Origin of the sequence: Rhodococcus sp. IEGM 1372 (genome assembly GCF_030056835.1) — a bacterium.
Taxonomy (GTDB): Bacteria; Actinomycetota; Actinomycetes; order Mycobacteriales; family Mycobacteriaceae; genus Rhodococcoides.
In genome coordinates this window covers 317,032-341,177 of the sequence record NZ_JASHKS010000002.1, presented here as the reverse complement: position 1 = coordinate 341,177, position 24,146 = coordinate 317,032, and the positions used below count along the sequence as shown (strand labels likewise).

23 protein-coding genes are annotated in these 24,146 nt (G+C 65.0%); 14 read left to right on the top strand and 9 right to left on the bottom strand.

Features of this window, described 5'->3' with window-relative positions; translation table 11 throughout:
* Positions 1-72: 72 nt before the first annotated feature.
* The gene (gene rpsT, locus QM590_RS04125; RefSeq protein WP_027497522.1) at positions 73-333 is read right to left on the bottom strand and encodes a 30S ribosomal protein S20; all 261 of its coding nucleotides are present in this window, start codon (positions 331-333) and stop codon (positions 73-75) included.
* 355 nt (positions 334-688) lie between these two features.
* Between rpsT and QM590_RS04120 the strand changes: the two genes are divergently transcribed.
* Genes QM590_RS04120 through QM590_RS04110 form a run of 3 tightly spaced genes read left to right on the top strand, consistent with a single transcriptional unit; the run spans position 689 to position 4,062 of the window.
* A complete protein-coding gene (locus QM590_RS04120) occupies positions 689-2,248 on the top strand; it encodes a circularly permuted type 2 ATP-grasp protein (RefSeq protein WP_255183248.1) in 1,560 nt (519 codons plus the stop codon).
* Positions 2,249-3,223, top strand: coding sequence for an alpha-E domain-containing protein (locus tag QM590_RS04115; RefSeq protein ID WP_068052387.1), 975 nt, complete (start codon positions 2,249-2,251; stop codon positions 3,221-3,223).
* 8 nt (positions 3,224-3,231) lie between these two features.
* Positions 3,232-4,062, top strand: a complete 831-nt coding sequence (locus QM590_RS04110; RefSeq protein ID WP_094671346.1) for a transglutaminase family protein — start codon at positions 3,232-3,234, stop codon at positions 4,060-4,062.
* 48 nt (positions 4,063-4,110) lie between these two features.
* On the opposite strand, the gene QM590_RS04105 is transcribed toward QM590_RS04110, so the two are convergent.
* Complete coding sequence (locus QM590_RS04105) at positions 4,111-4,680, bottom strand: type II toxin-antitoxin system PemK/MazF family toxin (RefSeq protein ID WP_269593796.1); 570 nt, start codon at positions 4,678-4,680, stop codon at positions 4,111-4,113.
* A gap of 150 nt (positions 4,681-4,830) precedes the next feature.
* On the opposite strand from QM590_RS04105, the gene lepA reads away from it, so the two are divergent.
* Entirely contained in the window at positions 4,831-6,678 is a 1,848-nt protein-coding gene (gene lepA, locus QM590_RS04100; protein WP_371829190.1) for a translation elongation factor 4, read from the top strand.
* A 126-nt stretch (positions 6,679-6,804) separates the two neighbouring features.
* Positions 6,805-7,812 (top strand): nitronate monooxygenase, encoded by a 1,008-nt coding sequence (locus QM590_RS04095; protein WP_269593797.1) that lies wholly within the window; start codon positions 6,805-6,807, stop codon positions 7,810-7,812.
* Positions 7,813-7,822: 10 nt separating this feature from the next.
* Here the strand turns inward: QM590_RS04095 and QM590_RS04090 are convergent, their stop codons facing one another.
* Complete coding sequence (locus QM590_RS04090) at positions 7,823-9,814, bottom strand: glycoside hydrolase family 15 protein (RefSeq protein ID WP_373454812.1); 1,992 nt, start codon at positions 9,812-9,814, stop codon at positions 7,823-7,825.
* 147 nt (positions 9,815-9,961) lie between these two features.
* On the opposite strand from QM590_RS04090, the gene QM590_RS04085 reads away from it, so the two are divergent.
* From QM590_RS04085 to QM590_RS04065, 6 genes are all read left to right on the top strand, one after another.
* On the top strand, positions 9,962-10,195 hold the full coding sequence (locus tag QM590_RS04085) for a hypothetical protein (RefSeq protein ID WP_068052375.1): 234 nt from the start codon (positions 9,962-9,964) through the stop codon (positions 10,193-10,195).
* A gap of 118 nt (positions 10,196-10,313) precedes the next feature.
* Positions 10,314-10,403 (top strand): Ms4533A family Cys-rich leader peptide, encoded by a 90-nt coding sequence (locus QM590_RS25835; RefSeq protein WP_310180897.1) that lies wholly within the window; start codon positions 10,314-10,316, stop codon positions 10,401-10,403.
* Positions 10,404-10,606: 203 nt separating this feature from the next.
* Positions 10,607-11,629 (top strand): sulfate ABC transporter substrate-binding protein, encoded by a 1,023-nt coding sequence (locus tag QM590_RS04080; protein ID WP_269593798.1) that lies wholly within the window; start codon positions 10,607-10,609, stop codon positions 11,627-11,629.
* A gap of 6 nt (positions 11,630-11,635) precedes the next feature.
* Positions 11,636-12,529, top strand: a complete 894-nt coding sequence (gene cysT, locus QM590_RS04075) for a sulfate ABC transporter permease subunit CysT (protein WP_262498381.1) — start codon at positions 11,636-11,638, stop codon at positions 12,527-12,529.
* On the top strand, positions 12,526-13,326 hold the full coding sequence (gene cysW / locus QM590_RS04070) for a sulfate ABC transporter permease subunit CysW (protein WP_269593799.1): 801 nt from the start codon (positions 12,526-12,528) through the stop codon (positions 13,324-13,326). Before cysT ends, cysW begins: the two co-directional genes overlap by 4 nt.
* On the top strand, positions 13,326-14,381 hold the full coding sequence (locus QM590_RS04065; RefSeq protein ID WP_269593800.1) for a sulfate/molybdate ABC transporter ATP-binding protein: 1,056 nt from the start codon (positions 13,326-13,328) through the stop codon (positions 14,379-14,381). Before cysW ends, QM590_RS04065 begins: the two co-directional genes overlap by 1 nt.
* Here QM590_RS04065 and QM590_RS04060 read toward each other — a convergent pair.
* From QM590_RS04060 to QM590_RS04040, 5 genes are read right to left on the bottom strand one after another with little or no spacing between them, the layout of a single operon-like run.
* Positions 14,341-15,177, bottom strand: coding sequence for a sirohydrochlorin chelatase (locus QM590_RS04060; RefSeq protein ID WP_269593801.1), 837 nt, complete (start codon positions 15,175-15,177; stop codon positions 14,341-14,343). The two genes, QM590_RS04065 and QM590_RS04060, sit on opposite strands and share 41 nt — an antisense overlap.
* Positions 15,174-16,478, bottom strand: coding sequence for a sulfate adenylyltransferase subunit 1 (locus QM590_RS04055; protein ID WP_269593802.1), 1,305 nt, complete (start codon positions 16,476-16,478; stop codon positions 15,174-15,176). The genes QM590_RS04060 and QM590_RS04055 overlap by 4 nt, the downstream gene beginning before the upstream one ends.
* A complete protein-coding gene (cysD, locus tag QM590_RS04050) occupies positions 16,478-17,422 on the bottom strand; it encodes a sulfate adenylyltransferase subunit CysD (protein ID WP_037193075.1) in 945 nt (314 codons plus the stop codon). The genes QM590_RS04055 and cysD overlap by 1 nt, the downstream gene beginning before the upstream one ends.
* A complete protein-coding gene (locus QM590_RS04045) occupies positions 17,419-18,129 on the bottom strand; it encodes a phosphoadenylyl-sulfate reductase (protein ID WP_269593803.1) in 711 nt (236 codons plus the stop codon). The genes cysD and QM590_RS04045 overlap by 4 nt, the downstream gene beginning before the upstream one ends.
* Positions 18,126-19,844 (bottom strand): nitrite/sulfite reductase, encoded by a 1,719-nt coding sequence (locus tag QM590_RS04040; RefSeq protein WP_269593804.1) that lies wholly within the window; start codon positions 19,842-19,844, stop codon positions 18,126-18,128. The genes QM590_RS04045 and QM590_RS04040 overlap by 4 nt, the downstream gene beginning before the upstream one ends.
* A gap of 336 nt (positions 19,845-20,180) precedes the next feature.
* Between QM590_RS04040 and hemW the strand changes: the two genes are divergently transcribed.
* Positions 20,181-21,392, top strand: a complete 1,212-nt coding sequence (gene hemW, locus QM590_RS04035) for a radical SAM family heme chaperone HemW (RefSeq protein WP_269593805.1) — start codon at positions 20,181-20,183, stop codon at positions 21,390-21,392.
* A gap of 10 nt (positions 21,393-21,402) precedes the next feature.
* Here the strand turns inward: hemW and QM590_RS04030 are convergent, their stop codons facing one another.
* Positions 21,403-21,708: a type II toxin-antitoxin system VapB family antitoxin gene (locus QM590_RS04030; protein WP_032379172.1), complete on the bottom strand. Its 306-nt coding sequence runs from the start codon at positions 21,706-21,708 to the stop codon at positions 21,403-21,405.
* A 133-nt stretch (positions 21,709-21,841) separates the two neighbouring features.
* On the opposite strand from QM590_RS04030, the gene hrcA reads away from it, so the two are divergent.
* Both hrcA and dnaJ read left to right on the top strand, forming a co-directional pair.
* Entirely contained in the window at positions 21,842-22,885 is a 1,044-nt protein-coding gene (gene hrcA / locus QM590_RS04025; RefSeq protein WP_027497502.1) for a heat-inducible transcriptional repressor HrcA, read from the top strand.
* Between the two features lie 98 nt (positions 22,886-22,983).
* On the top strand, positions 22,984-24,144 hold the full coding sequence (gene dnaJ, locus QM590_RS04020) for a molecular chaperone DnaJ (RefSeq protein ID WP_094669153.1): 1,161 nt from the start codon (positions 22,984-22,986) through the stop codon (positions 24,142-24,144).
* Positions 24,145-24,146 lie beyond the last annotated feature (2 nt).

The following is a 24,146-nucleotide window of genomic DNA, read 5'->3' as shown; positions in this document are numbered from 1 at the left end:
AGTGCAGAGAGCACGAAAAAGCCCGCTGCATCCTGACCGGATGCGGCGGGCTCGATCGAGCTCAGTGATGGATCAGAGCTTGTTGACTGCGAGAGCCAGTGCCGACTTTTTGTTGGCGGCCTGGTTCTTGTGGATGACGCCCTTGCTGGCGGCCTTGTCGAGCTTGCGGCCTGCATCGAGAAGAATCTCGGAAGCCTTGTCCTTGTCGCCCGCAGCCTGTGCCTCGCGGAACGAGCGGATGACGGTACGAAGCGAGGACTTCACCGACTGGTTGCGCAGGCGTGCACGCTCGTTGGTGAGAATCCGCTTCTTCTGGGACTTGATATTGGCCACGCGTAAAATCCTTGTCGTCTTCGTCGGTATTCCGGTCAGGGCGATCCATGCTGGAATGCCCGAAGTCTGCTGCTGAGCGTTGGAGCCCTGCGCCGAAGATCGAGAATACCAGTACCGCTGGGCAGAACCCAATTCGGACTCTCCCCGAACACCGTTTCAAGAATTTAACGCTTCCACCGCGCCTAACTCCTGTCTCTGTAGCAACATGGCCAGAATGAGTCCGCGATCGGCAACGCATGCCGCCACCAAGGCCAAAGCGACCAGAACCAAGACAGCGGATCGCGTCGAACCCGAGCTCGACGGGGTGTTCGGGGGATACTCCGACGTCGGCAAGTACAGTCTCGCCTTCGACGAGATGTTCGACGCGGACGGGCGCACCCGAACTCCGTACAAGGGCATCCACACTGCACTCGCCCCGGCGAACGCGGTGGACCTGGACGCGAGATCCGACGCGCTGGGACGCGCCTTCATCGACCAGGGCATCACGTTCTCCCTGTCGGGCCAGGAACGCCCGTTCCCGCTCGACCAGGTTCCCCGCGTCATCGCAGCAGGTGAATGGTCACGACTCGAGCGCGGAATCAAGCAGCGCGTCAAAGCCCTCGAGATGTTCCTGGCCGACATCTACGGCGACCAGGAAATCCTGCGCGACGGCGTGGTACCGAAGCGGCTGGTGACCTCCTGCGAGCACTTCCACCGCGAAGCGGTCGGAATCACACCGCCCAACGGTGTGCGCATCCACGTCGCCGGCATCGACCTGGTTCGTGACGCCCAGGGCACCTTCCGAGTGCTCGAGGACAACCTGCGGTCGCCGTCGGGCGTGTCCTACGTCATGGAGAACCGGCGCACGATGGCCCGGGTGTTCCCCGACCTGTTCGCCAGCCATCGCGTCCGCGCCGTCGGCGACTACGCCTCGCACCTGCTGCGAGCACTGCGCGCATCGGCCGCCCTCAACGAGGCCGATCCGACCGTGGTGGTTCTCACTCCCGGCGTGGCCAACTCGGCGTACTTCGAGCACTCGCTGCTCGCGCGACTGATGGGCGTCGAGCTCGTCGAGGGACGGGACCTGTTCTGTCGAGACAACATCGTCTACATGCGCACCACCGAGGGCGAGCGTCAGGTCGACGTCATCTACCGGCGTATCGACGACGACTACCTCGACCCCATGCAGTTCCGGCCCGACTCGGTGCTGGGAGTGGCAGGTCTGGTCAACGCTGCCCGCGCAGGCAACGTCGTCATCTCGAGTGCCGTCGGAAACGGCGTCGGCGACGACAAGCTCGTCTACACCTATGTTCCGACGATCATCGATTACTACATGGGCGAGAAGCCGCTGCTGGCCAACGTCGACACGTTCCGGTGCTGGCTGGACGACGAGTGCGAGGAAGTCCTCGACCGCATCGACGAACTGGTCATCAAGCCGGTGGAAGGTTCGGGCGGCTACGGCATCGTCTTCGGACCCGACGCCTCGCCGAAGGAACTCGCCACCATCAGCAAGAAGGTTCGCGCAGATCCGCGCGGTTGGATCGCCCAACCCGTCGTGCAGCTCTCGACGGTGCCGACCAAGATCGGTGACCGATTGGTACCCCGCCACGTCGACCTGCGTCCGTTCGCCGTCAACGACGGCGACGACGTCTGGGTGTTGCCGGGCGGCCTGACCCGCGTGGCGCTGCCGGAGGGATCCCTGGTGGTCAACTCAAGCCAGGGCGGTGGCAGCAAGGACACCTGGGTGCTCGCCACCCGAACCTCTCAGGAGGAGCAGGAACTTGCCGGCGAGGAGATCGTCAGCGTTCCGCCGGAGTCACCGATGGCCGAACAGGGCCCGGAGCTGACGATGGACCAGCAGATGAATCAGCAGCAACAGCAACAGCAGCAACAACAGCAGGCAACGAACTCGGACTCGAACGGCGGTGGACAGTAAATGCTCGCGCGCAACGCAGAGTCGCTCTACTGGATCGGACGGTACGTCGAGAGAGCGGACGACACTGCCCGCATTCTCGATGTCACCGTCCACCAGCTACTCGAAGACGCCACGGTCGATCCCGACCACACTTCGCGAGTGCTGTTGCGAGTACTCGGGTTCAAGCACGAGCCCGATGTCTCGCTCGACGTGTGGTCTCTGACCGAGGTCGTCGCCTTCAGCCGCGACGGACTGGGTTCGATCGTGGACTCGCTGTCGAGTGCCCGTGAGAACGCCCGTGGTGCGCGTGAAGTGACGTCCAGTGAGATGTGGGAATGCTTGAACACCACGTACAACGGGCTGAACGAGCGCATCAAGGCGTCCAAGCGCACCGGCCCGGCCGAGTTCTTCAGCTACATCGAGGAGCGTGCCGCGATGTTCGCCGGTCTCGCGGACTCCACCCTCAGTCACGACGACGGCTATCGCTTCCTCCTGCTCGGTCGCTCGGTCGAGCGCATCGACATGATCGTGCGGTTGTTGCTCTCGCGAGCCGGTGACCGGCCGTCGTCGCCGGCGTGGGTCACCGTGCTTCGCTCCGCCGGTGCACACGACACCTACCTGCGCACCTACCGCGGCGCGCTCGACGCGCAGCGAGTTCTCGAATTCATGTTGTTGGACAGGCTCTTTCCGCGATCGGTGTTCTACGCACTCAACGAGGCGGAACGTTCGCTCGATCAGCTCGACCATCAGCCCAACAGTCGAGTCGGTGCGCGCGCCGAGGCTCAGCGCCTACTCGGTCGCGCTCGTAGCGAACTCGAATTCCTCCGTCCCGGTGAAATTCTCGACGATCTGCAGGAGCGCTTGCTCTCGCTGCAGGAAACCTGCCGTGAACTCGGTGACGCGATCTCCAAGCAGTATTTCCACGCCGCTCCGTGGGTCGCGTGGACCGATGCCGGCTCCGGAACATTCGAAGATCAATTGGAAGGTGAACTGTGAGCTGGCGTATGCGTGTCGTGCACACCACGGGCTATCAGTACGACGCACCGGTGACGTCGTCGTACAACGAGGCTCGGTTGACGCCGCGAAGTGACAATCGGCAGAACGTGATTCTGAACCGAGTCGAGACCAACCCGGTGACGCGTTCCTACCGCTACACCGACTACTGGGGCACAGCGGTGACGGCGTTCGATCTGCACGCACCGCACACCGAGCTGGAGGTCACCGGATCGTCGGTGGTCGAGACCGATCCCTTCGTCTACCCGGACGAGAACGCCTCCTGGGAGGAACTCGCGAGCGAGCCGGTCATCGACCGCTTCAACGAGGTCCTCGACAACACCGAATACGTGCCGAAGAACAGGCAACTCGCATCGGTGGCGAAGAAGCTGTCGAAGGGCCTACCGCCACAGGAATCGGTGGTGGAGATCTCCAACTGGGTCAACCAGGAGATGTCCTACGTGCCGGGAACCACCGGCGTGCACACCTCGGCCGTGGAAGCGTGGTCGGAGAAGAAGGGCGTCTGCCAGGACTACGCCCATCTGACGCTGCTGATGCTGCGCAGCATCGGCATCCCCAGCCGGTACGTCTCGGGTTACCTGCATCCCAAGAAACAGGCCGCGATCGGTGCGACGGTTGAGGGTCAGAGCCACGCGTGGATCGAGGCCTGGACCGGTGCGTGGTGGGGCTACGACCCGACCAACGCCATCGCCGTCAACGAGCAGCACGTCTCGGTCGGACTCGGCCGCGACTACGCCGACGTGCCGCCGCTCAAGGGCATCTTCTCCGGCGGCGGTTCGACGGCTCTCGACGTGGTCGTGGAGATCACCCGGTTGGCGTGAGCCTGGTACGCGTTGTGCGCCCGTTCATGGGCGCACAACGCGCACCCATCAGTTCCAGCCGAAGTCGCGGCGCAATCTCTGTGCGACGGAATCGAATTGGGGCTTGCTCAGAATCGCACCCTCGCGTCGGATGCCGTCCTCGGGCACGTCGAGCACTCGATCCAGACGAATCCAGCTCGGTCGGCCTTCGGCGTCCCACGGACCGGACCCGATCGACTGCCAGTCACGGTCTCCGTCGCGGCTGCTCTGACTCGACAACATCAGGCCGAGCAGATCGTTGCCCTCGCGGCCGATGACCAGGACCGGGCGGTCCTTGCCCTGGCTGGCGTCCTCCTCGTAGGTGACCCAGGTCCAGACGATTTCGCCGGGGTCGGCCTTGCCGTCCAGGTCGGGGGAGTACTCGATGGTGCGGGCGCGTTGCGCCGTGGGCCTGGTCTGCGACGCCACCGGTCGGCCAGGACGAGGAGTCGGAGCAGACGTGCGTGTGGCCGTCCCGCTGATCGCGTCCTTGCCCTTCTGCAGGGCTCCGGACTTCTGTAATTGACGCAGCAGTCGGGGACCCTCGCGCATCGCGATCTTGCTCAGTTCCTTGCCGAATCTGCTCCAGTTGCCAGCCATGCGGCGAGTGTAGCGATGCAGACTCTGCTGCTCATCGCCCGAACCGCGGCGACGAGAACACCCGAGTCGGACAGCCGGGGACGGCGCACCGTTCTCGGCGTGGGACGATAGGGAAACCCGTTCGCTCATTTCGAACACGCCAGCCGAAGGATACGAGTGCCCAGCTTCGCCGACACGACGTTCACCGATCCGTCCAGGATCAGGAACTTCTGCATCATCGCCCACATCGACCACGGCAAGTCGACGCTGGCCGACCGGATGTTGCAGCTCACGGGCGTCGTCGACGACCGGTCGATGCGCGCTCAGTACCTGGACCGGATGGATATCGAGCGCGAGCGCGGCATCACCATCAAGGCGCAGAACGTCCGGCTCCCGTGGGTCGTCGACGGCGAGGAATTCGTGCTGCACCTCATCGACACGCCCGGCCACGTCGACTTCACCTACGAGGTATCGCGCGCCCTCGAGGCTTGCGAAGGTGCAGTGCTGCTCGTCGACGCCGCGCAGGGCATCGAGGCGCAGACGCTCGCGAACCTGTACCTCGCTCTCGACAAAGAGCTCACCATCATCCCGGTGCTGAACAAGATCGACCTGCCCGCCGCCGACCCGGACCGATACGCCGCCGAGATCGCCCACATCATCGGGTGCGAGGCCGACGACGTGCTCCGCGTGTCCGGTAAGACGGGTGTGGGCGTCGAGGAACTTCTCAACGAGGTCGTCAAGCTGGTTCCGGCCCCGGTCGGCAACCCGGACGGGCCTGCCCGCGCGATGATCTTCGACTCGGTCTACGACACCTACCGCGGCGTCGTCACCTACGTTCGCGTCGTCGACGGTGCGCTGAATCCGCGCGAGAAGGTCACGATGATGTCGACCGGCTCGACGCACGAGCTGCTCGAGGTCGGGATCGTCTCACCCGATCCGAAGGCGACCAAGGGCCTGGGCGTCGGCGAAGTGGGTTACCTCATCACCGGTGTGAAGGACGTCCGTCAGTCGAAGGTCGGCGATACCGTCACCACCTTCCGCAAGGGTGCGACCGAGCCGCTCACCGGCTACCGCGAGCCCCGTCCGATGGTGTACTCGGGCCTCTACCCGCTCGACGGTTCGGATTACCCCGACCTGCGTGACGCTCTCGAGAAGCTGCAGCTCAACGACGCGGCACTGACGTACGAGCCGGAGACGTCGGTGGCTCTCGGCTTCGGTTTCCGCTGTGGCTTCCTCGGTCTGCTGCACATGGAGATCACCCGCGAGCGGCTCGAGCGAGAGTTCAACCTGGACCTGATCTCGACGTCGCCGAACGTGGTCTACCGCGTCGAGATGGAAGACGGTGCCGAGCACATCGTCACCAACCCGTCGTACTGGCCCGAGGGCAAAGCGCGCGAGGTGTTCGAGCCGATGGTCAAGTGCACCATCATCTCGCCGAGCGAGTTCATCGGTTCCATCATGGAACTGTGCCAGGGACGACGCGGAGAACTCGGGGGCATGGACTATCTGTCCGAGACCCGCGTCGAGCTGCGGTACACCATTCCGATGGCCGAGATCATCTTCGACTTCTTCGACATCCTGAAGTCCCGAACACGCGGATACGCCAGCCTCGATTACGAGGAGATCGGCGAGCAGGCCGGTGCGCTGGTCAAGGTCGACATCCTGCTGCAGGGTGAGGCCGTCGACGCGTTCTCGGCGATCGTGCACAAGGACAACGCCGCGGCCTACGGCAACAAGATGACGACCAAGCTCAAGGAACTGATTCCGCGCCAGCAGTTCGAGGTGCCGATCCAGGCCGCCATCGGATCTCGCATCATCGCCCGCGAGAACATCCGCGCGATCCGCAAGGACGTGCTGGCCAAGTGCTACGGCGGCGACATCAGCCGTAAGCGCAAGCTGCTCGAGAAGCAGAAAGAGGGCAAGAAACGGATGAAGACGATCGGCCGCGTCGAGGTGCCGCAGGAAGCCTTCGTTGCCGCACTGTCCTCGGAATCCTCGTCGGACAAGCCCAAGAAGTAACCTCACACCCTTTCTGTCGACTGCACGCCCCCGCTCGCATCGGAGCCGGGGCGCGCAGTTGTCAGTGAGGGCGCGCGGTCCCCACCACCTCCAGTCGCACATGGCGGGCGAGTACATTTCGAACCTGTGACGACGCCGATTCTGAAGCAGCTGCGTGTTCCCGTTGTCGGTGCGCCGATGGCAGGCGGCCCGAGTACTCCCGAACTCGCCCGTGCGGTGTCGGAGGCAGGTGGACTCGGCATGATCGCCGGTGCGCTGTTGACACCCGAAGCCTTTGCGGCGCAGATCGATTCGGTGCGCAGTCTGCTGTTCGGTGTCAATCTCTTTCTGCCGGAGGAGCCATCGGGTGCGGATGTGGCGTCCTATGCCGAGCACCTGACGTCCTGGTTCGAGCGTTTCGACGCGGAGCCGGGAGAGCTGGTGCGCCGGGACGACTTCTACGCCGATAAGTTCGCCTGGCTGGTGGCACACCCGGTACCGCTGGTGTCGAGTACGTTCGCGACGTTCGACGCGGACGAGGTCGCCCAGTTGCACGCCGTGGGAACCGAGGTGTGGGCCACCGTCGCCACCGCGTCGGACGCATCGGTGGCCACCGCGAACGGGGTGGACGCGCTCGTGGTGCAGGGACCCGAAGCGGGCGGGCACCGAGGCACGTTCGACGGGTCGGCCCCGGACGAGCCACTGACCGAACTGCTGATCGCAGTGCGTGAGACATCCGACCTAGCGCGAATCGCCGCGGGGGGACTGATGGACGGCAACGACATTGCGCCACTGCTCGATTCGGGTCTTGCGCACGCGGCTCAGCTCGGTACGGCGTTGTTGAACACACCCGAGGCCGGCACCAAACTCGTACACCGCGAGCAACTGACGCTCGCTCCCGACACCGCGGTGACCAGGGCATTCTCCGGCCGCCCAGCGCGGGGTCTGGTGAACGAATTCATGCGCGAGAACTCCGACGCCGCGCCGCTGGCCTATCCCGATCTCCACTACCTGACCGCGCCGATGCGAGCGAAGGCCGCGGCGGCAGGCGATCCGTCGGGACTGTCGATGTGGGCGGGCACCGGTTTTCGCCGGGCACAGGCAAAGCCTGCGGCCGAGCTGATCGCCGAATGGGCGAGGCAACTCGGCCGCTGAGCCCTCCTTCTCAGGGGTTGGAGTGGGCGGGCTGGAAGTGCCCTGCCACCTGAGCTTCCTCGGCGCGGATGACGTGCACCACCGCGTTGATGAGTGCGAGGTGGGTGAATGCCTGCGGGAAGTTACCGAGGTGACGGCCGGTGCGGTGGTCGATCTCCTCGGCGTAGAGCTTGAGTGGGCTCGCGTATCCCAGCAGACGCTCGCAGAGGTGCTTGGCCCGAGGGAGCTCACCGATCTCGACCAGCGCCGATACGAGCCAGAAGGAGCAGATGGTGAACGTCCCTTCCTCGCCGGCCAGACCGTCGTCGGTGGTGTCGGTTCGGTAGCGCAGGACCAGGCCGTCCTCGGTCAGCTCGTCGGCGATGGCGAGTACCGTCGCACGGATGCGTTCGTCCTCGGCAGGCAGGAATCGAAGCAGCGGTGCGAGCAGCAATGATGCATCCAGCGACGGGTCACCGTAGCGCTGAGTGAGTACACCCCGAGAATCGGTGCCGTTCTCGAGAATGTCGGCCTTGATCTCGTCGGCGATCTCGTTCCACTTGGCCGAATACTCCTTCTCGCCGTGGATGTCGGCGAGCTTGGCCCCGCGGTCGAGTGCGACCCAACACATGAGCTTCGAGGAGGTGAAGTGCTGCGGTTCACCGCGCACCTCCCAGATGCCGCGATCGGGCTTGCGCCAGTTGGCGATCGCCTCCTCCACCTGTCGCTTGAGCAGGGGCCACAGGAATTCGGGGACGTGCTCTCGCGACTTGACGTGGAGATAGACAGAGTCGAGCATGGTGCCCCAGATGTCGTGCTGCTCTTGGTCGTAGGCTCCGTTGCCGATACGTACCGGACGTGCGCCGTCGTATCCGGACAGGTGCGGCAGCTCGCTCTCGTCGAGTGTCTTCTCGCCGCCGATGCCGTACATGACCTGGAGCGGATTGACCTCGCCGTTCGCCGTTGTCGCCACATCGGACATGAACGCGAAGAAGTCGTTGGCCTCACGGTCGAGTCCGAGTGTGTAGAGGCCCCACAGTGCGAACGTCGAGTCGCGTACCCACGTGTAGCGGTAGTCCCAATTCCGTTCTCCACCCGGCGTTTCCGGAAGCGAGGTGGTCGACGCTGCCAGCAGTGCGCCGGTGGGGGCGTAGGTCAGTCCCTTGAGTGTCAGGGCACTGCGCTGCAGGTAACCCCGCCACGGGTGATCGGGGAACCGGCCGATCGTGATCCATTGCCGCCAGCATTCGGACGTGCGCCACATCTTGTCCGCGGCCTCCTCGAACGTCTGCGGCGCAGGCAGATCCGACCAGGACAGAGCGACGAACACGTTGTCGCCCTCCGTCATTCGAGTGCGGGCGCGGGCTTCACGTCCTTCGATGCCGATGCGGAGATTGGTGGTCAGCTTCAACGTGGGCTGATCGCCGCCCGCACTGGCCTCGCAGGTGGCGGTGGTCTCCTCGTACACCTTGCCGGTGTACTCCCACTTCGCCGGCGCGCGGTGGTAGTCGAAGGCAGGCTCGCAGCTCATCTCGAGTTCGACTGTGCCGCTGACGCACTTGATGGTGCGCAGCAGGATGTGTTCGGCGTCCCAGTCGCTCGGCGCGCGCTTGTGGGTGCGAGAGCGCTGATCGGTGTTGTGCCACGGTCCCATGACGAGTGCGTCGCGGACGATGAGCCAACCGGTCTCGGTCTGCCACGTCGTCTCGACGATCAGGCCACCGGGCAGATACCGCCGTGCCGCGGGCACCGACTGACCGTACGGCCCGACACGGAAATGGCCTGCACTGCGATCGAGAACCGCACCGAAGATGCTGGGGGAGTCCGGCCGAGGCACGCACATCCACTCGACCGATCCGTTTCGAGCGATCAAGCAGGTCGTCTCGCAGTCCGAAAGGAACGCATAGTCGTCGATCGGCGGAAAGGCGCTCCGGTAGGACGTCAGGGTGGACACCGGTGCGTCGGTGCTGCCCAACGCTCCCTGGACCTCGACCCCGCCCAACCCTGGATGCCCCGACCCCATGGCGGGCTCGTCGGCCACCGGGGGCACTGGCGAAAGATCTTCGTATGCCGTCATGGCGTAATCATCGACCGATAGATGGCATGCGTCCACTGCTGGTCGTCGATCGGCGTGGCGTGAGAGCGGAACGAGCTGGTTTAAGCTGCGAGGGTGGAATCGATCGCACGCTGGTGGGACGGCGTCGAACTGTGGGTGACGGGTTTGCCGTTCGTGCCACAGTCGGTAGTCGTGCTGCTGGTCATCGTGCCTACCGCGTTCCTGCTGGCACGCGTGTTCGACCGCGTGCTCGCGGTGGTTCTGCACGTGCTCGGGCGTGATGCACGAGCTGCTCGCGACGCGGAGCCGACGGGTGCGGCCACCACTACGACGAAGGATGGACAGTAATGCCACGGTCTCGGGTCACGTTGGCGCTCATCGCGCTACTGGTGCTGGTCGTCATCGCCTGGTTGCTCACTCGATAGCCGATTAGAGTCGGTCCGGAACCTCTGCTAGATTTCTGACCGTGTCTTCTGCCGCCGAGTACCGCGTCCGCCATCAGTTGGCGTTGATCGCTGTCGGCATGCTGGCAGTCGCCGATATCGACTGTTGTTGATTCTTTCCTTCGTCGAATCGGTTCCGTCGATCCGTTGCCCACGCGCCTACTTCTCGCGGTCGGGCGGTTCACGACGTACTTTCTGCCGCTCACGGTGATCTCGCGATGACTCGCGGCCACGGTGGTGCTCCGGTTCGACCTCGGGAATGTCGACTCTGCCCAGCTCGCACTCACTGCACACCATCATGAAAGGCCTTTTCTCGATGAGGCATAGCTCTCGATACCTGCTGACCACGTTCGCGGCCGTGGGAACCCTTCTACTCACTGCTTGCGGCGGTGGATCGAGTGACGTCGTCGGCGGTGAGCCGGATACCGCGAGCGGCCCCGCATTGACCCTCGTGGGTTACGCCGTCCCCAAGAACGGTTGGGACGCAATCGGTCCGGCATTCGCGGCAACCGAAGACGGCGAAGGAACGGCGATCAACGCGGACTACGGCGCATCGGGCAATCAGTCGCGCAAGGTTGCCGACGGCGCGCCTGCCGATATCGTCAACTTCTCGGTCGAACCCGACATCACCCGTCTGGTGCAGGCAGGCAAGGTCGACGAGGACTGGAATCAGAATGCCTACGGCGGAGTGCCGTTCGGCTCCGTGGTGACCATCGTCGTACGCGAGGGCAACCCCAAGAACATCCGTACGTGGGACGATCTGATCAAGCCCGACGTTCAGGTCATCAGCCCCAGCCCGCTCAGCTCGGGCTCGGCCAAGTGGAACCTGCTCGCTCCCTATGCGGCGAAGAGCAACGGCGGCCAGGACAAGCAGGCCGGTCTCGACTTCGTTCGCACACTCGTCGCCGATCACTTCCCGGTTCAGCCCGAATCCGGCCGCGCCGCAACCGAAGCCTTCCTGCAGGGCCAGGGTGACGCGTTGCTCAGCTACGAGAACGAAGCACTCCTGATCGAGGAGCAGGGACAGAACGTGGAGCACGTCGACGTTCCCGTCACATTCCGCATCGACAATCCCGTGGCAGTGATCAACGACAGCGCCAATCTCGATCGCGCCAATGCGCTGAACGATTTCGTCTACACCGACGAGGGCCAGAAGATCTGGGCGGAGGCCGGTTTCCGACCGACGAACCCGGACATCGCCTCGGAGTACTCGGACAAGTTCTTCACCCCCGAAAAGCTGTACACCATCGATGATCTCGGTGGCTGGACGCAGGTCGACGCGGACCTGTTCGGCGACACCGGCGCAATTGCCACGATCTATCAGGAAAGTACTCGGTAGAGATCGATGCCATCTTCGACCACCGAAGCCGCAACTGCGGATTCGCCAGTCCCGCCCGGTACGAGACCTCGGTTTCGTGCCGGGCGGGAAGGCCGAAAGTTCAGGGGCCCTGGGTCGGTGGGGCCACTCGGTCTCGGGGTCGCCGTGTTGTGGCTGAGCGTCATCGTGTTGCTTCCTCTGGCGGCGTTGACGGTCCAGTCGTTCGACGACGGTCTCACCGGCTTCTGGAACGCGGTCACCGAGCAACGCGCGCTGGCCACGTTCAAGGTGACGTTGCAGGTGTCGGTGGCGGCGGCCGTGGTCAACCTCTTTCTCGGCACCCTCATCGCGTGGGTCCTGGTGCGGGACGAGTTCCCGGGCAAGCGATTCGTCAACGCCCTGATCGATCTGCCGTTCGCACTGCCGACCATCGTGGCCAGCCTGGTTCTGCTGTCGCTGTACGGTCCGGCGAGTCCGGTCGGGTTGGTGTTCAACGCAACCAAGCCCGCGGTGATCGTCGCGCTGCTGTTCGTCACATTGCCGTTCGTGGTGCGAGCGGTTCAACCGGTGCTGATCGAGCTCGACAAGGACGTCGAGGAGGCCGCGGCCTCGCTCGGCGCGAACAACTGGACCATCTTCCGTCGCATCGTCCTGCCGGTCCTGCTGCCGGCGATCCTCAGCGGTGGGGGGCTCGCCTTCGCGCGCGCCATCGGTGAATTCGGGTCGGTGGTGCTCATCGGCGGCAACATCCCCAACGACACACAGGTGGCGTCGCAGTACATCCGTGAGCTCATCGAGTACGACCGCCCAACCGATGCGGCGGCGATCTCCGTGGTGCTGCTGGCGATCGCGTTCGCAGTGCTGTTCGTCCTTCGCGTGGTGGGCAATCGCCTGGCCCGACGTGAGGAGCAGATCTCGTGAAAATCGGTCTGCCGATCAAGCTGACGCTGCGCACCGTAGCTCTGCTGTATCTCGCCGTTCTGGTGCTCTTTCCACTCGCCACCATCCTGTTTCGCACGTTCGAGGACGGCGTCGTCGCCTTCTGGGAGCAGATCACCACCCCGGCTGCGCAGTCGGCACTGCAGCTGTCGTTGTTGATCGTCGCCATCGTGGTTCCGATCAACATCGTGTTCGGTGTGGTCACCGCACTGGCGCTCGTACGAGGACGGTTCCGCGGCAAAGGTGTCCTGGAAGCCATCGTCGATCTGCCGTTCGCGGTGTCGCCGATCATCACCGGCGTTGCGCTGATCCTGCTGTGGGGTGCCAACGGATGGTTCGGCGGCGTCGAAAGCCTCGGCTTCAAGGTGATTTTCGCGCTTCCCGGCATGGTCATCGCGACGATCTTCGTCACGCTGCCGTTCGTGGTTCGCGAGGTCGAACCCGTGCTGTACGAGATCGGTGAGGAGCAGGAGGAGGCCGCCTCGACGCTCGGTGCGTCGTCGTGGCAGACGTTCTGGCGCATCACTCTTCCGGCGATCCGATGGGGGTTGACGTACGGCGTCGTACTCACCGTCGCACGGTCGCTCGGCGAGTTCGGTGCGGTGATCATGGTCTCGACCAATCTGCCCGGTATCTCTCAAACGCTCACGCTGCTGGTCAATTCACGGTACGAGGACTTCAATCAGCAGGGCGCGTACGCCGCGTCCACGCTACTGATGGCGATAGCCGTCGTCGTGCTGCTGCTGATGACGGCCCTCGACAAGAAGAGGACGAAGTAATGACCGAGACATCCCCCGAGATCGAGATCTCCGTCGTCGGTGCCAACAAGCACTACGGCGACTTCGCAGCGCTCGACGACGTCAGCATCGACATCCCCAAGGGATCGTTGACGGCGCTGCTCGGGCCCAGTGGCTCGGGCAAGTCCACTCTGCTGCGCTCCATCGCCGGCCTCGAACAACTCGACTCCGGTCGGGTGGTCCTCGCCGGCCAGGATGTGACATGGGTCAGCCCGCAGCGCCGTGAGATCGGATTCGTCTTCCAGCACTACGCGGCGTTCAAACACCTCACAGTGCGTGACAACGTCGCCTTCGGCCTGCAGATTCGCAAGCGGCCCAAGACCGAGATCGCCAAGAAGGTCGACGAGTTGCTCGAGATCGTCGGGCTCGCCGGGTTCCAGAGTCGGTACCCGGCGCAGCTGTCCGGTGGACAGCGGCAGCGCATGGCGTTGGCCCGTGCACTCGCCGTCGACCCTCAGGTGCTGCTGCTCGACGAGCCCTTCGGCGCGCTCGACGCCAAGGTGCGTGCCGATCTCCGCACGTGGCTGCGTCGACTGCACGACGAGGTCCACGTCACCACCGTGCTGGTGACCCACGATCAGGAGGAGGCGCTCGACGTCGCCGATCGGATCGCGGTGCTCAACAAGGGCCGCATCGAACAGGTTGGTAGCCCGGAAGATCTTTACGATCGCCCGGCCAACAACTTCGTGATGTCGTTCCTGGGGCAGGTCGCCAAACTGAACGGACTTCTGGTGCGGCCGCACGACATTCGCGTCGGACGCGATCCGTCGTTGGCGCAGGCTCAGGCCAGCGGAACGGCCGAATCGGCCGGTGTGACGCGGGCCGTCGTCGAGCGGGTGGTGCACCTCGGCTTCGAGGTGAAGGTCGAATTGAAGAATGCGGCCACCGGTGAACTGTTCGCGGCGCAGATCACCCGCGGCGACAGCGAGGCTCTCGGTTTGCGCGAGGGCGAGACGGTGTACGTGCGAGCGACTCGGGTGCCGAAAATCGCAGACGCTAGCGACGCCGACGCGATTGCTGGTGCACCGGTTCGTTGAACCGGTGCGGTAGCGCGATCGGGTCCGGAGTCGCACCAGCTCGTGCCGCAGGAGTGGAGCCTGCGGAACGACCCATCGAGACTGCGGAGTCGTAGCGCCGCGACACCAGATCTGCGAGCGCTGGATGTGCTCCGATGACCTCGGCGTGCACCACGTTCGGTAGGCCTGCGACCGAGGCTTCGATCCTGTCGGTGAGCAGTCCCGGGGCCAGGAACCAGGGTGCCACGACGATGCGGCCGGCTCCCAGCGCGCGCAGCTGTGCGATTGCATCGATGGGGGACGGGGATACCGAGGTCGCAAAGCAGGTCACAGCTCCAGCCCAGTTTGTTCCGGCGAGCAGTTTCTGCGCGATCACCCGGGTGCGCTGATTCGCCGGTGCCACCGAGGAGCCGACCGCGGCAAGAGCGATTCCGACCGTCGAATCGGTTACTGCGACACCGGTGTCGGTGATGCGGTCGCGGACTGCGTCGATGAGGAGTCGGTCGTCTCCCAGAACGTCGGCTTGCGTTATCGAGACGTGCGGGTGTCGCGTTCTCGCGGCCTGCAGTAGCTCGGGCAAATCGACTTTTGCGTGAAAAGCCTTGCCCAGCAACATCGGAACTGCGACGATGCGTCCGTGTCCGGCATCGGCCAGGTCGTCGACCACCTGATCGACGCCGGGCTCGGAGAGATCGAGAAACGCCACGCGCACGTCCAGATCCGGTCGCCGCCGACGCAGGGCGTCGACGGCGCGGTGGATCGTGGCGCGCGAGCGCGGGTCACGGCTGCCGTGGGCAACCGCGATCAGTGCGCTCACGCGGGAACTGCCGACCCCAGCTCGACGGCAGCCAGAGCGTTGCCCACGAGCCCGGCAGCCAACGTGTTGCCGCCGGCCGGATCGATCAGCAGGAAGCTGCCCGTGTGCCGGTTGACGGCGTAGTCGTCTGCCACGATGGGTTCGGCGACGCGCACCGAAATTCGGCCGATCTCGTTGAGCTCCAACGACTCCGGACCTTCGTGTGCGGTGAGCTCCTGCTCGTCGAATCGATCGATCAGTGTCCCGACGATGGCCTGGGTGGTGCGAGTGCCGTGCTTGAGCAGCAGGCGAGCGCCCGGGCGAAGCGGCTTCTCGGCGAGCCAGCACACCGTGGCCTCGAAGTCGCCGATAGGCTCCGGTGCGTCCTGCGGGGAGGCGATGGTGTCGCCGCGCGAGACGTCGACATCGTCGGCGAGGACGAGGGTGACACTGCGTCCGGCATGAGCGGTACGCAATTCGCCGTCCGCGGTATCGATGCGCTCGACTGTCGTTCGGGTGCCGGAGGGCAGGATGACGACCTCGTCGCCGACGTCGACGGAGCCCGCCGCGACTTGGCCGGCGTATCCTCGGTAGTCCGGGAACTCCGCTGTGCGCGGCCGGATCACGTACTGCACGGGGAATCGCAGACCGACTCGGTGCGGTTCGGCGTCGACCGGAACCGACTCGAGGTGTTCGATGAGGGTGGGTCCGTCGTAGTACGGGGTCTTGTCCGACTTCACCGCGACGTTGTCGCCGTGCAATGCGGACACCGGGATCTCGATGACGTCCTCGCTGGACCAGCCGAGCGAGGAGGTCAGCGAGTTGAACTCGGCCGAGATCTCGGCGAACACCGTTGCGGGGTCCTCGACCAGATCGATCTTGTTGACCGCGAGCACCAGACGCGGAACGCCGAGCAGAGCGAGAACCGCTGCGTGCCTGCGAGTCTGAGTGATGACACCCTTCCGGGCGTCGACCAGCAGGATGACGAGCTGGGCCGTCGACGCACCGGAAACGGTGTTGCGGGTGTACTGCACGTGGCCGGGAGTATCGGCCAGTACGAACGAGCGGTGCGGCGTCGCGAAGTAGCGGTAGGCGACATCGATGGTGATGCCCTGTTCACGCTCGGCGCGCAGGCCGTCGACCAGTAGGGACAGGTCCGGTGTGGCCAGCCCCTTGTCCACCGAAGCCCGAGTGACGGCATCGATCTGGTCGGCCAGAACGGATTTGGTGTCGTAGAGGAGCCGTCCGACGAGCGTCGACTTACCGTCGTCGACGCTTCCCGCGGTGGCGAGGCGAAGAAGCTGCGTTCCTGTGCTGCTCATCAGAAGTATCCTTCTCGTTTGCGATCTTCCATGGCAGCCTCGGAGACGCGGTCGTCGCCGCGGGTGGCTCCGCGTTCGGTCAGCCTGGACGCGGCCACCTCGGCGAGGATTGCCTGGTTGTCGGCGGCCTCGGACAGCACTGCGCCGGTGGTGGATCCGTCGCCGACGGTGCGGTAGCGCACCGACAGGGTCTGCAGCTCCTCGTTCTCGGCCGGTCCGCCCCAGACGCCGGGCGTCATCCACATGCCGTCACGCTGGTAGACGGGGCGCTGATGAGCGTAGTAGATGCTCGCCAGTTCCACGTCGTCACGGGCGATGTAGCGCCAGATGTCGAGTTCGGTGAAGTTGCTGAGCGGGAACACGCGCACCTGCTCGCCGGGGGAATGCTTGCCGTTGTACAGGTTCCACAGTTCGGGTCGCTGCTTCTTGGGCTCCCACTGGCCGAATGCGTTGCGCAGCGAGAAGATTCGCTCTTTGGCACGAGCTCGTTCCTCGTCGCGTCGGGCACCGCCGAAGACGGCGTCGAACCGATTCTCGGAGATCGCGTCGAGGAGGGGCACGGTCTGCAGCGGGTTGCGGATGCCGTCGGGGCGCTCGGTGAGGCGTCCGTCGGCGAGATACTCCTCGACGCTGGCCACGTGCAGGCGCAGGTTGTACTTGGCGACCACGTGATCGCGGAAGTCCAGTACCTCCTGCAGGTTGTGTCCGGTGTCGACGTGCAGCAGTGCGAACGGCAGGGGAGCGGGCCAGAACGCCTTGATCGCCAGGTGCAGCAGAACTGTCGAGTCCTTGCCGCCGGAGAACAGGATGACGGGGCGCTCGAACTCGCCCGCCACCTCACGGAAGATGTGGATGGCCTCGGATTCGAGTGCGTCGAGGGTGTCGAACCGATCTGCGTCGAGATGGGTCCGACCGACGGTGGCCGAGGTGAGATCGAGTGTCATGAGGCGTGCAACCCACATTCGGTCTTGGCCTTGCCGGCCCAACGACCGCTACGCGGGTCGGCTCCGGGGGCAGGTTTGACGGTGCACGGTGCGCACCCGATGGACGGATAGCCTTCGTCGACGAGGGGATTGACCAGAATCGAATGTTCGTCGATGTAGGCCTGCATCTGCTGGTCGGACCACGGCGCGATCGGGTTGATCTTGACCAGACCGAAGGCGTCGTCGAACGAGATGAGCGGGGCGTTGGCACGGGTGGGGGCCTCGACCCGGCGGATACCGGTGACCCAGGCGCTGTAGTTCGCCAGTTCCTTCTTCAGCGGGGCGACCTTGCGCATCGCACAGCAGCGATTGGGCTCGCGGGCGAACAGGTCCTTGCCGTCGATCGCATCCTGTTCTGCGACAGTCTTCTCGGCTCGGGCGTTGACGACCCGGACGCCGTAGACGGACTCGACGGCGTCGCGCGTCCCGATGGTCTCGGCGAAGTGGTAGCCGGTGTCGAGGAACAGCACGTCCACACCGGGATGAACCTGTGCCGCGAGGTGAACGAGCACCCCGTCCTGCATGTTGGAGGCAACGATGAAGTCGTCACCGAAGTTGTCCTCGGTCCACTGCAACAACTCCAGCGGACTCGCCCCGTCGAGTTCGCGGGCACCGCGCTCGGCGATGTCCTTCAATTGATCTACCGTCAAATTCAGCCTGGTACTCATCGCAAATCCGCCTCGTCTGCTCGCACGGCCCACTGAGCGAACCGTTCGCCGTCCTCGCGGTGCTTGTCGAAATTGCGCACCACTCTGTCGATGTAATCTCCCAGCTCGGAGCTGTTGACCTTGTGCTGGCGCAACTTTCGGCCGAACGCACTGTCCAGGCCGAGGCTGCCTCCGAGATGAACCTGGAAACCCTCGATCTGATTCCCGTCCCCATCGTCGACCAGCAGGCCCTTGAACCCGATGTCGGCGATCTGCGACCGCGCGCACGAGTTGGGGCAGCCGTTGATGTTGATGGTGATCGGAACGTCGAGCTTGCTGTTGATGTCGGACAGGCGCTCTTCGAGCTCGGGGACGAGAACCTGTGAGCGCTTGCGGGTTTCGGCGAACGAGAGCTTGCAGAACTCGATGCCGCTGCACGCCATCAGATTCTTGCGCCAGTGCGAGGGCCGGGCAGGTAGGCCCAATGCATCGAGGTCCGAGATCAGCTGCTCGAGCGTGTCGTCGGGAACGTCGAGGACGATCAGCTTCTGGTACGGCGTGAATCGCACGCGATCCGACCCGGCCTTCTCGGCGGCGTCGGCGACGGCGGCAAGGATGGTGCCGGAGACACGGCCCGCGATGGGTGCCACCCCGACGGCGTTGAGGCCGTTCTTGAGCTTCTGGATCCCGACGTGATCGCGGGGTCGAGCGGGCTTCTCGGGAGCCGGGCCGTCGATGAGCTTGCGGTGCAGGTATTCGTCCTCGAGGACCTGGCGGAACTTCTCGATGCCCCAGTCCTTGATGAGGAACTTCAGGCGCGCCTTGGTACGAAGCCGACGGTAGCCGTAATCACGGAAGATCGAGACGACGCCTTCCCACACGTCGGGAACGTCCTCCAGCGGAACCCAGACGCCGACTCGCTGCGCGAGCATCGGGTTGGTGGACAGGCCGCCGCCGACCCACAGGTCGAGTCCGGGCCCGTGCTCGGGATGCACGACGCCGACGAACGCGCAGTCGTTGATCTCGTGCACCACGTCCTGCAGGCCCGAGATCGCCGTCTTGAACTTGCGCGGCAGATTGGAGTACTCGGGCTTGCCGATGTAGCGCTCGACGATCTCGTCGATGGCGGAGGTGGGGTCGAGGATCTCGTCGACGGCCTCGCCGGCGAGCGGGGAACCGAGCACCACGCGGGGGCAGTCGCCGCACGCCTCGGTGGTCTTCAGGCCGACTGCTTCGATTCGACGCCAGATCTCGGGGACGTTCTCCACCTCGACCCAGTGGAACTGCACGTTCTCACGGTCGGAGAGGTCTGCGGTGTCGCGACCGAACTCCTGGGAGATCTGCGCCAGAGTGCGCAGTTGCTCGAGGTTCAGCGCACCGGCATCGCACCGGATCCGCATCATGAAGTACTTCGCCTCGAGGAGGTCGATGTTGTCGTCACCGGTGAAGGTGCCGTCGTAGCCCTGCTCACGCTGGGTGTAGAGGCCCCACCAGCGGAAGCGGCCGCGAAGATCGCCCTTGTCGATGCTGTCGAAACCCTGCTTGGAGTAGATGTTCTCGATGCGGGCTCGCACGTTGAGCGGGTTGTCGTCCTTCTTGGACTGCTCGTTGGCGTTCAGTGGCTCCCGGTACCCCAGTGCCCACTGTCCCTCGGCTCGACGCTTGGTCGGCCGCGGCGTGCGCTCCCGTGGTGTGACGGAGGCAGCGTCGGTGGTCGCGTCGCTGGTCGACGACATGCATTGCTCCTGCATCTTTGTGCTGGCCGGTACCCGGTACGGGAGCGCAGATCAGTGCTCGCTCGACGACAGTGGGTAACCGGTGGATCGAATGGACGTGCTCGAAGGAGGGCTGGTCAGCAGCCGGTCGTGTATCGACACGACGCGCTGCAGACACGGCCGAGATCGACATGGCGGCGCGCCACGAGTCGAATTCCTGAGTCGGTCACGGGAGTCATTGTGCCACGTCATCGGGGCGATGGACGACCGCGGCGGCTATTTACCCCGATTTCGAGGTAAATAGGCTGGCAGGGCGGGTGGGATCGGGTAAGCCCGAACTCTGGGACACTGGAGGGCGTGAATACCGTCGTACCCGTCCCGTCCACCTTCGAGTTGCCGACCGAGGCGTTCGACGGAGTGGGGGACCGCGCGTTCGGGATCTACGTGCACGTTCCGTTCTGCGCCACGCGGTGCGGGTACTGCGACTTCAACACCTACACGGCGGGTGAGCTGGGCACATCGGCGTCGCCGCAGTCCTGGTTGGAGGGTCTGCGACGTGAGTTGGACACCGCCGCGGGGCTGATGAAGTCCCGCACGGGTCGCGTTCCGACGGCAGACACCGTCTTCGTCGGCGGTGGCACCCCGTCACTGCTCGGGGGCGACGGTCTGGCCGACGTCCTGGGTGCGGTCCGGTCCAGTTTCGGATTGACCGACGGCGGCGAGGTGACCACGGAATCCAACCCGGAATCGACGTCCCCGGAATTCTTCGACCGGCTCCGTGACGTTGGCTTCACCCGCATCTCGCTCGGAATGCAGTCCGCTGCACCACATGTGCTTGCCGTCCTCGATCGCACCCACACGCCCGGTCGAGCGGTCGCCGCGGCAAAGGAAGCGCGCGCGGCCGGTTTCGAGCATGTCAATCTCGACCTCATCTACGGCACTCCCGGCGAGCGAGACAGCGATCTGGACCAGTCCCTCGCGGCAGTGCTCGAGGCCGGTGTCGACCACGTCTCGGCCTACGCGCTGATCGTCGAGGACGGCACCGCCATGGCCCGCAAGGTTCGCCGCGGTGAGTTGCCTGCACCCGACGACGACGTGCTGGCGAGCCGTTACGAACGCATCGACACGGCGATGAACGCCGCGGGGCTGTCCTGGTACGAGGTGTCGAACTGGGCCACCGACGCCGACGCGCAGTGCCGCCACAACATCGGCTACTGGGACGGCGGCGACTGGTGGGGCGCTGGGCCCGGCGCACACAGCCACATCGGCGGCACTCGGTTCTGGAACGTCAAACACCCGGCCGCGTACGCCGATCGCCTTGCCGCAGGACACCTACCGGTGCACGGCAGCGAATTGCTCAGCGCCGAGGATCGACACCTGGAAGAGCTGATGTTGACCGTCCGACTCCGCTCGGGAGTGCCGATGAGGTTGCTCGGGCCGGCCGAGCGCGCCGCTGCCGAACAGACCGTCACAGACGGGTTGATGGTGCGCCGCGGAGAACGACTTGTGCTCACCGACCGGGGCCGATTGCTGGCCGACGCGGTGGTGCGCACCATCGCTGCCGCCTGAACAGTCTGTTTCAGGCGCTCAGTGCGTCGTAGTCGAACACCCTGGCGTGCAACACCGTTCGATTGCGCAGTGCCGCACGCACTGCGCGATGCAAGCCGTCTTCGAGGTAGATGACGCCGCGGAACTGCACCGCGTGGGGGAACAGATCGCCGTAGAAGGTGGAGTCCTCGGACAGCAATCTGTCCAGCTCGAGCACCTTGGTGGTGGTGACGATCTCGTCCAGACGCAGCTGGCGTGGCGGGATTCTCGACCAGTCCCTGATGGACAGACCGTGCTCGGGGTACGGCTTTCCGTCACGCACACCCTTGAAGATCATCGCGAGCCTCGAGCCGCTGGACCGAATCGAAAGAACGTTTCCACTCGGACCACAGTAAGGCCTTGCACGAGCATGCGTTCGCCGGCTACTAGACTCGAGCGACGATTGGAAACGAGAACGGAGGTGGGCACCGATGTCGAGCACCGACGACAGGCGGTTCGAGGTTCTACGAGCGATCGTGGCGGACTACGTGTCCACTCAGGAACCCGTCGGTTCACGTGCCCTGGTCGAACGCCACAATCTGGGGGTGTCCAGTGCAACGGTGCGCAACGACATGGCCGTGCTCGAGGCCGAGGGGTACATCGCGCAGCCGCACACCAGTTCCGGTCGGGTGCCGACCGACAAGGGCTATCGGCAGTTCGTCGACCGAATAGCGGACGTCAAGCCGCTGTCCGCGGCCGAACGCCGCGCCATCCTCGAGTTCCTCGAGAACGGCGTCGACCTGGACGACGTGCTGCGACGCGGCGTCCGATTGCTGGCTCAGTTGACCCGGCAGGTTGCCGTGGTGCAGTACCCCACGCTGTCGGCGTCCTCGGTTCGCCACCTGGAAGTGGTGGCGCTCACCCCTGCCCGGCTGCTGTTGGTGCTCATCACCGACTCCGGGCGAGTCGATCAGCGCATCGTCGAACTCGGTGACGTCATCGACGACGAGAATCTTGCGCAGCTGCGGCGTCTTCTCGGCGGTGCACTCGAGGGCAAGCGTCTGGCGGCGGCATCGGCTGCGGTGGCCGAACTCGCCGAGAACGCTCCACCTGCGCTACGCGACGCGATGATTCGATCGGCCACGGTACTGGTGGAATCGCTGGTCGAACACCCCGAGGAACGCCTCGTTCTCGGCGGGACGGCGAACCTGACGCGCAATGCCGCCGATTTCGCCGGCGACGCGGGGTTTCCCGGATCGCTCAGGGCGGTACTCGAGGCGCTGGAAGAGCAAGTGGTCGTCCTCAAGCTGCTCGCAGTGACGCAGGACACCCGCACCGTTACGGTGCGGATCGGCGAGGAGACGCAGGTCGAGGAAATGCGCGGGACATCGGTGATTTCCACCGGGTACGGGTCGGCTGGCATGGTCCTCGGAGGAATGGGTGTTCTCGGGCCGACCCGAATGGACTACCCAGGAACAATTGCGTCGGTCGCCGCGGTTGCCAGGTACATCGGCGAGGTCCTGGCCGAGCGCTGAGACGAGCGAGAACCGATCGAACGCCGGCGGCGGGGGCACGGACGGCCGGCACACAGCTTCACCGAACGAGATTCATCTTCTAGGACGAAAGAGACGACGTGGCACGGGATTATTACGGGACTTTGGGCGTCGGCCAGCAGGCGACGGACCAGGAGATCAAGCGCGCCTACCGCAAGCTGGCGCGAGAGCTGCACCCGGACGTCAACCCGGACGAGGCCGCGCAGGCTCGGTTCAAGGACATCTCCACCGCATACGAGGTGCTCTCCGATCCGGAGAAGCGTCGCATCGTCGACCTCGGCGGCGACCCGCTGCAGCAGGGCGGTGGAGGCGGCGGCGGTGGTGGATTCGGTGGTGCCGGGTTCGGCGGCGGCCTGGGAGATGTGTTCGAGGCGTTCTTCGGCGGCGGCGCGGGCGGATCCCAGCGCGGGCCCAAGGGGCGCGTCCAGCCGGGAGCGGATTCGCTGTTGCGTACCAAGCTCACCCTGGACGAGTGCGCGACGGGCGTGACCAAGCACATCACCGTCGACACGGCGATTCTCTGCGACCTGTGCACGGGCTCGGGCACCAACGGTGACTCCAAGCCGGTTCGCTGCGATACCTGCGGCGGTGCCGGTGAAGTGCAGTCGGTGCAGCGCTCGTTCCTCGGCCAGGTCATGACCAGCCGTCCGTGTCCCACCTGCCGCGGCGCAGGCGAGACCATTCCCGACCCCTGCCGCAAGTGTGGCGGCGACGGTCGCGTCCGGTCGCGGCGCGACATCTCGGTCAAGGTGCCCGTCGGCGTGAGCAACGGCATGCGCATTCGACTGGCCTCTCAGGGCGAGGTCGGTCCCGGCGGCGGACCCGCGGGAGACCTGTACGTGGAGATCGTCGAACAGCAGCACGAGGTGTTCGTGCGCGACGGTGACGACCTGCACTGCACCGTCCGTGTTCCGATGGTCGACGCTGCTCTCGGCACCTCGGTCAACATCGACGCGATCATCGACGGACCCACCGAGATCTCGATCGAGCAAGGCACACAACCGAATTCGACGACGGTGCTGCGCGGTCACGGTATGCCCAAGCTGCGGTCCGGTATTCGCGGCGATCTGCACGCGCACCTCGAGGTCATCGTGCCGACCAAGCTCGACAGCAAGCAGACCCATCTGCTCGAACAGCTCAGGTCGATGCGCGACCGCGACTCGGCGGAGGTCGTCACCACCGGTTCGGCGCACAGCGGCGGCCTGTTCTCGCGGTTGCGGGAAGCGTTCAGCGGTCGCTGATC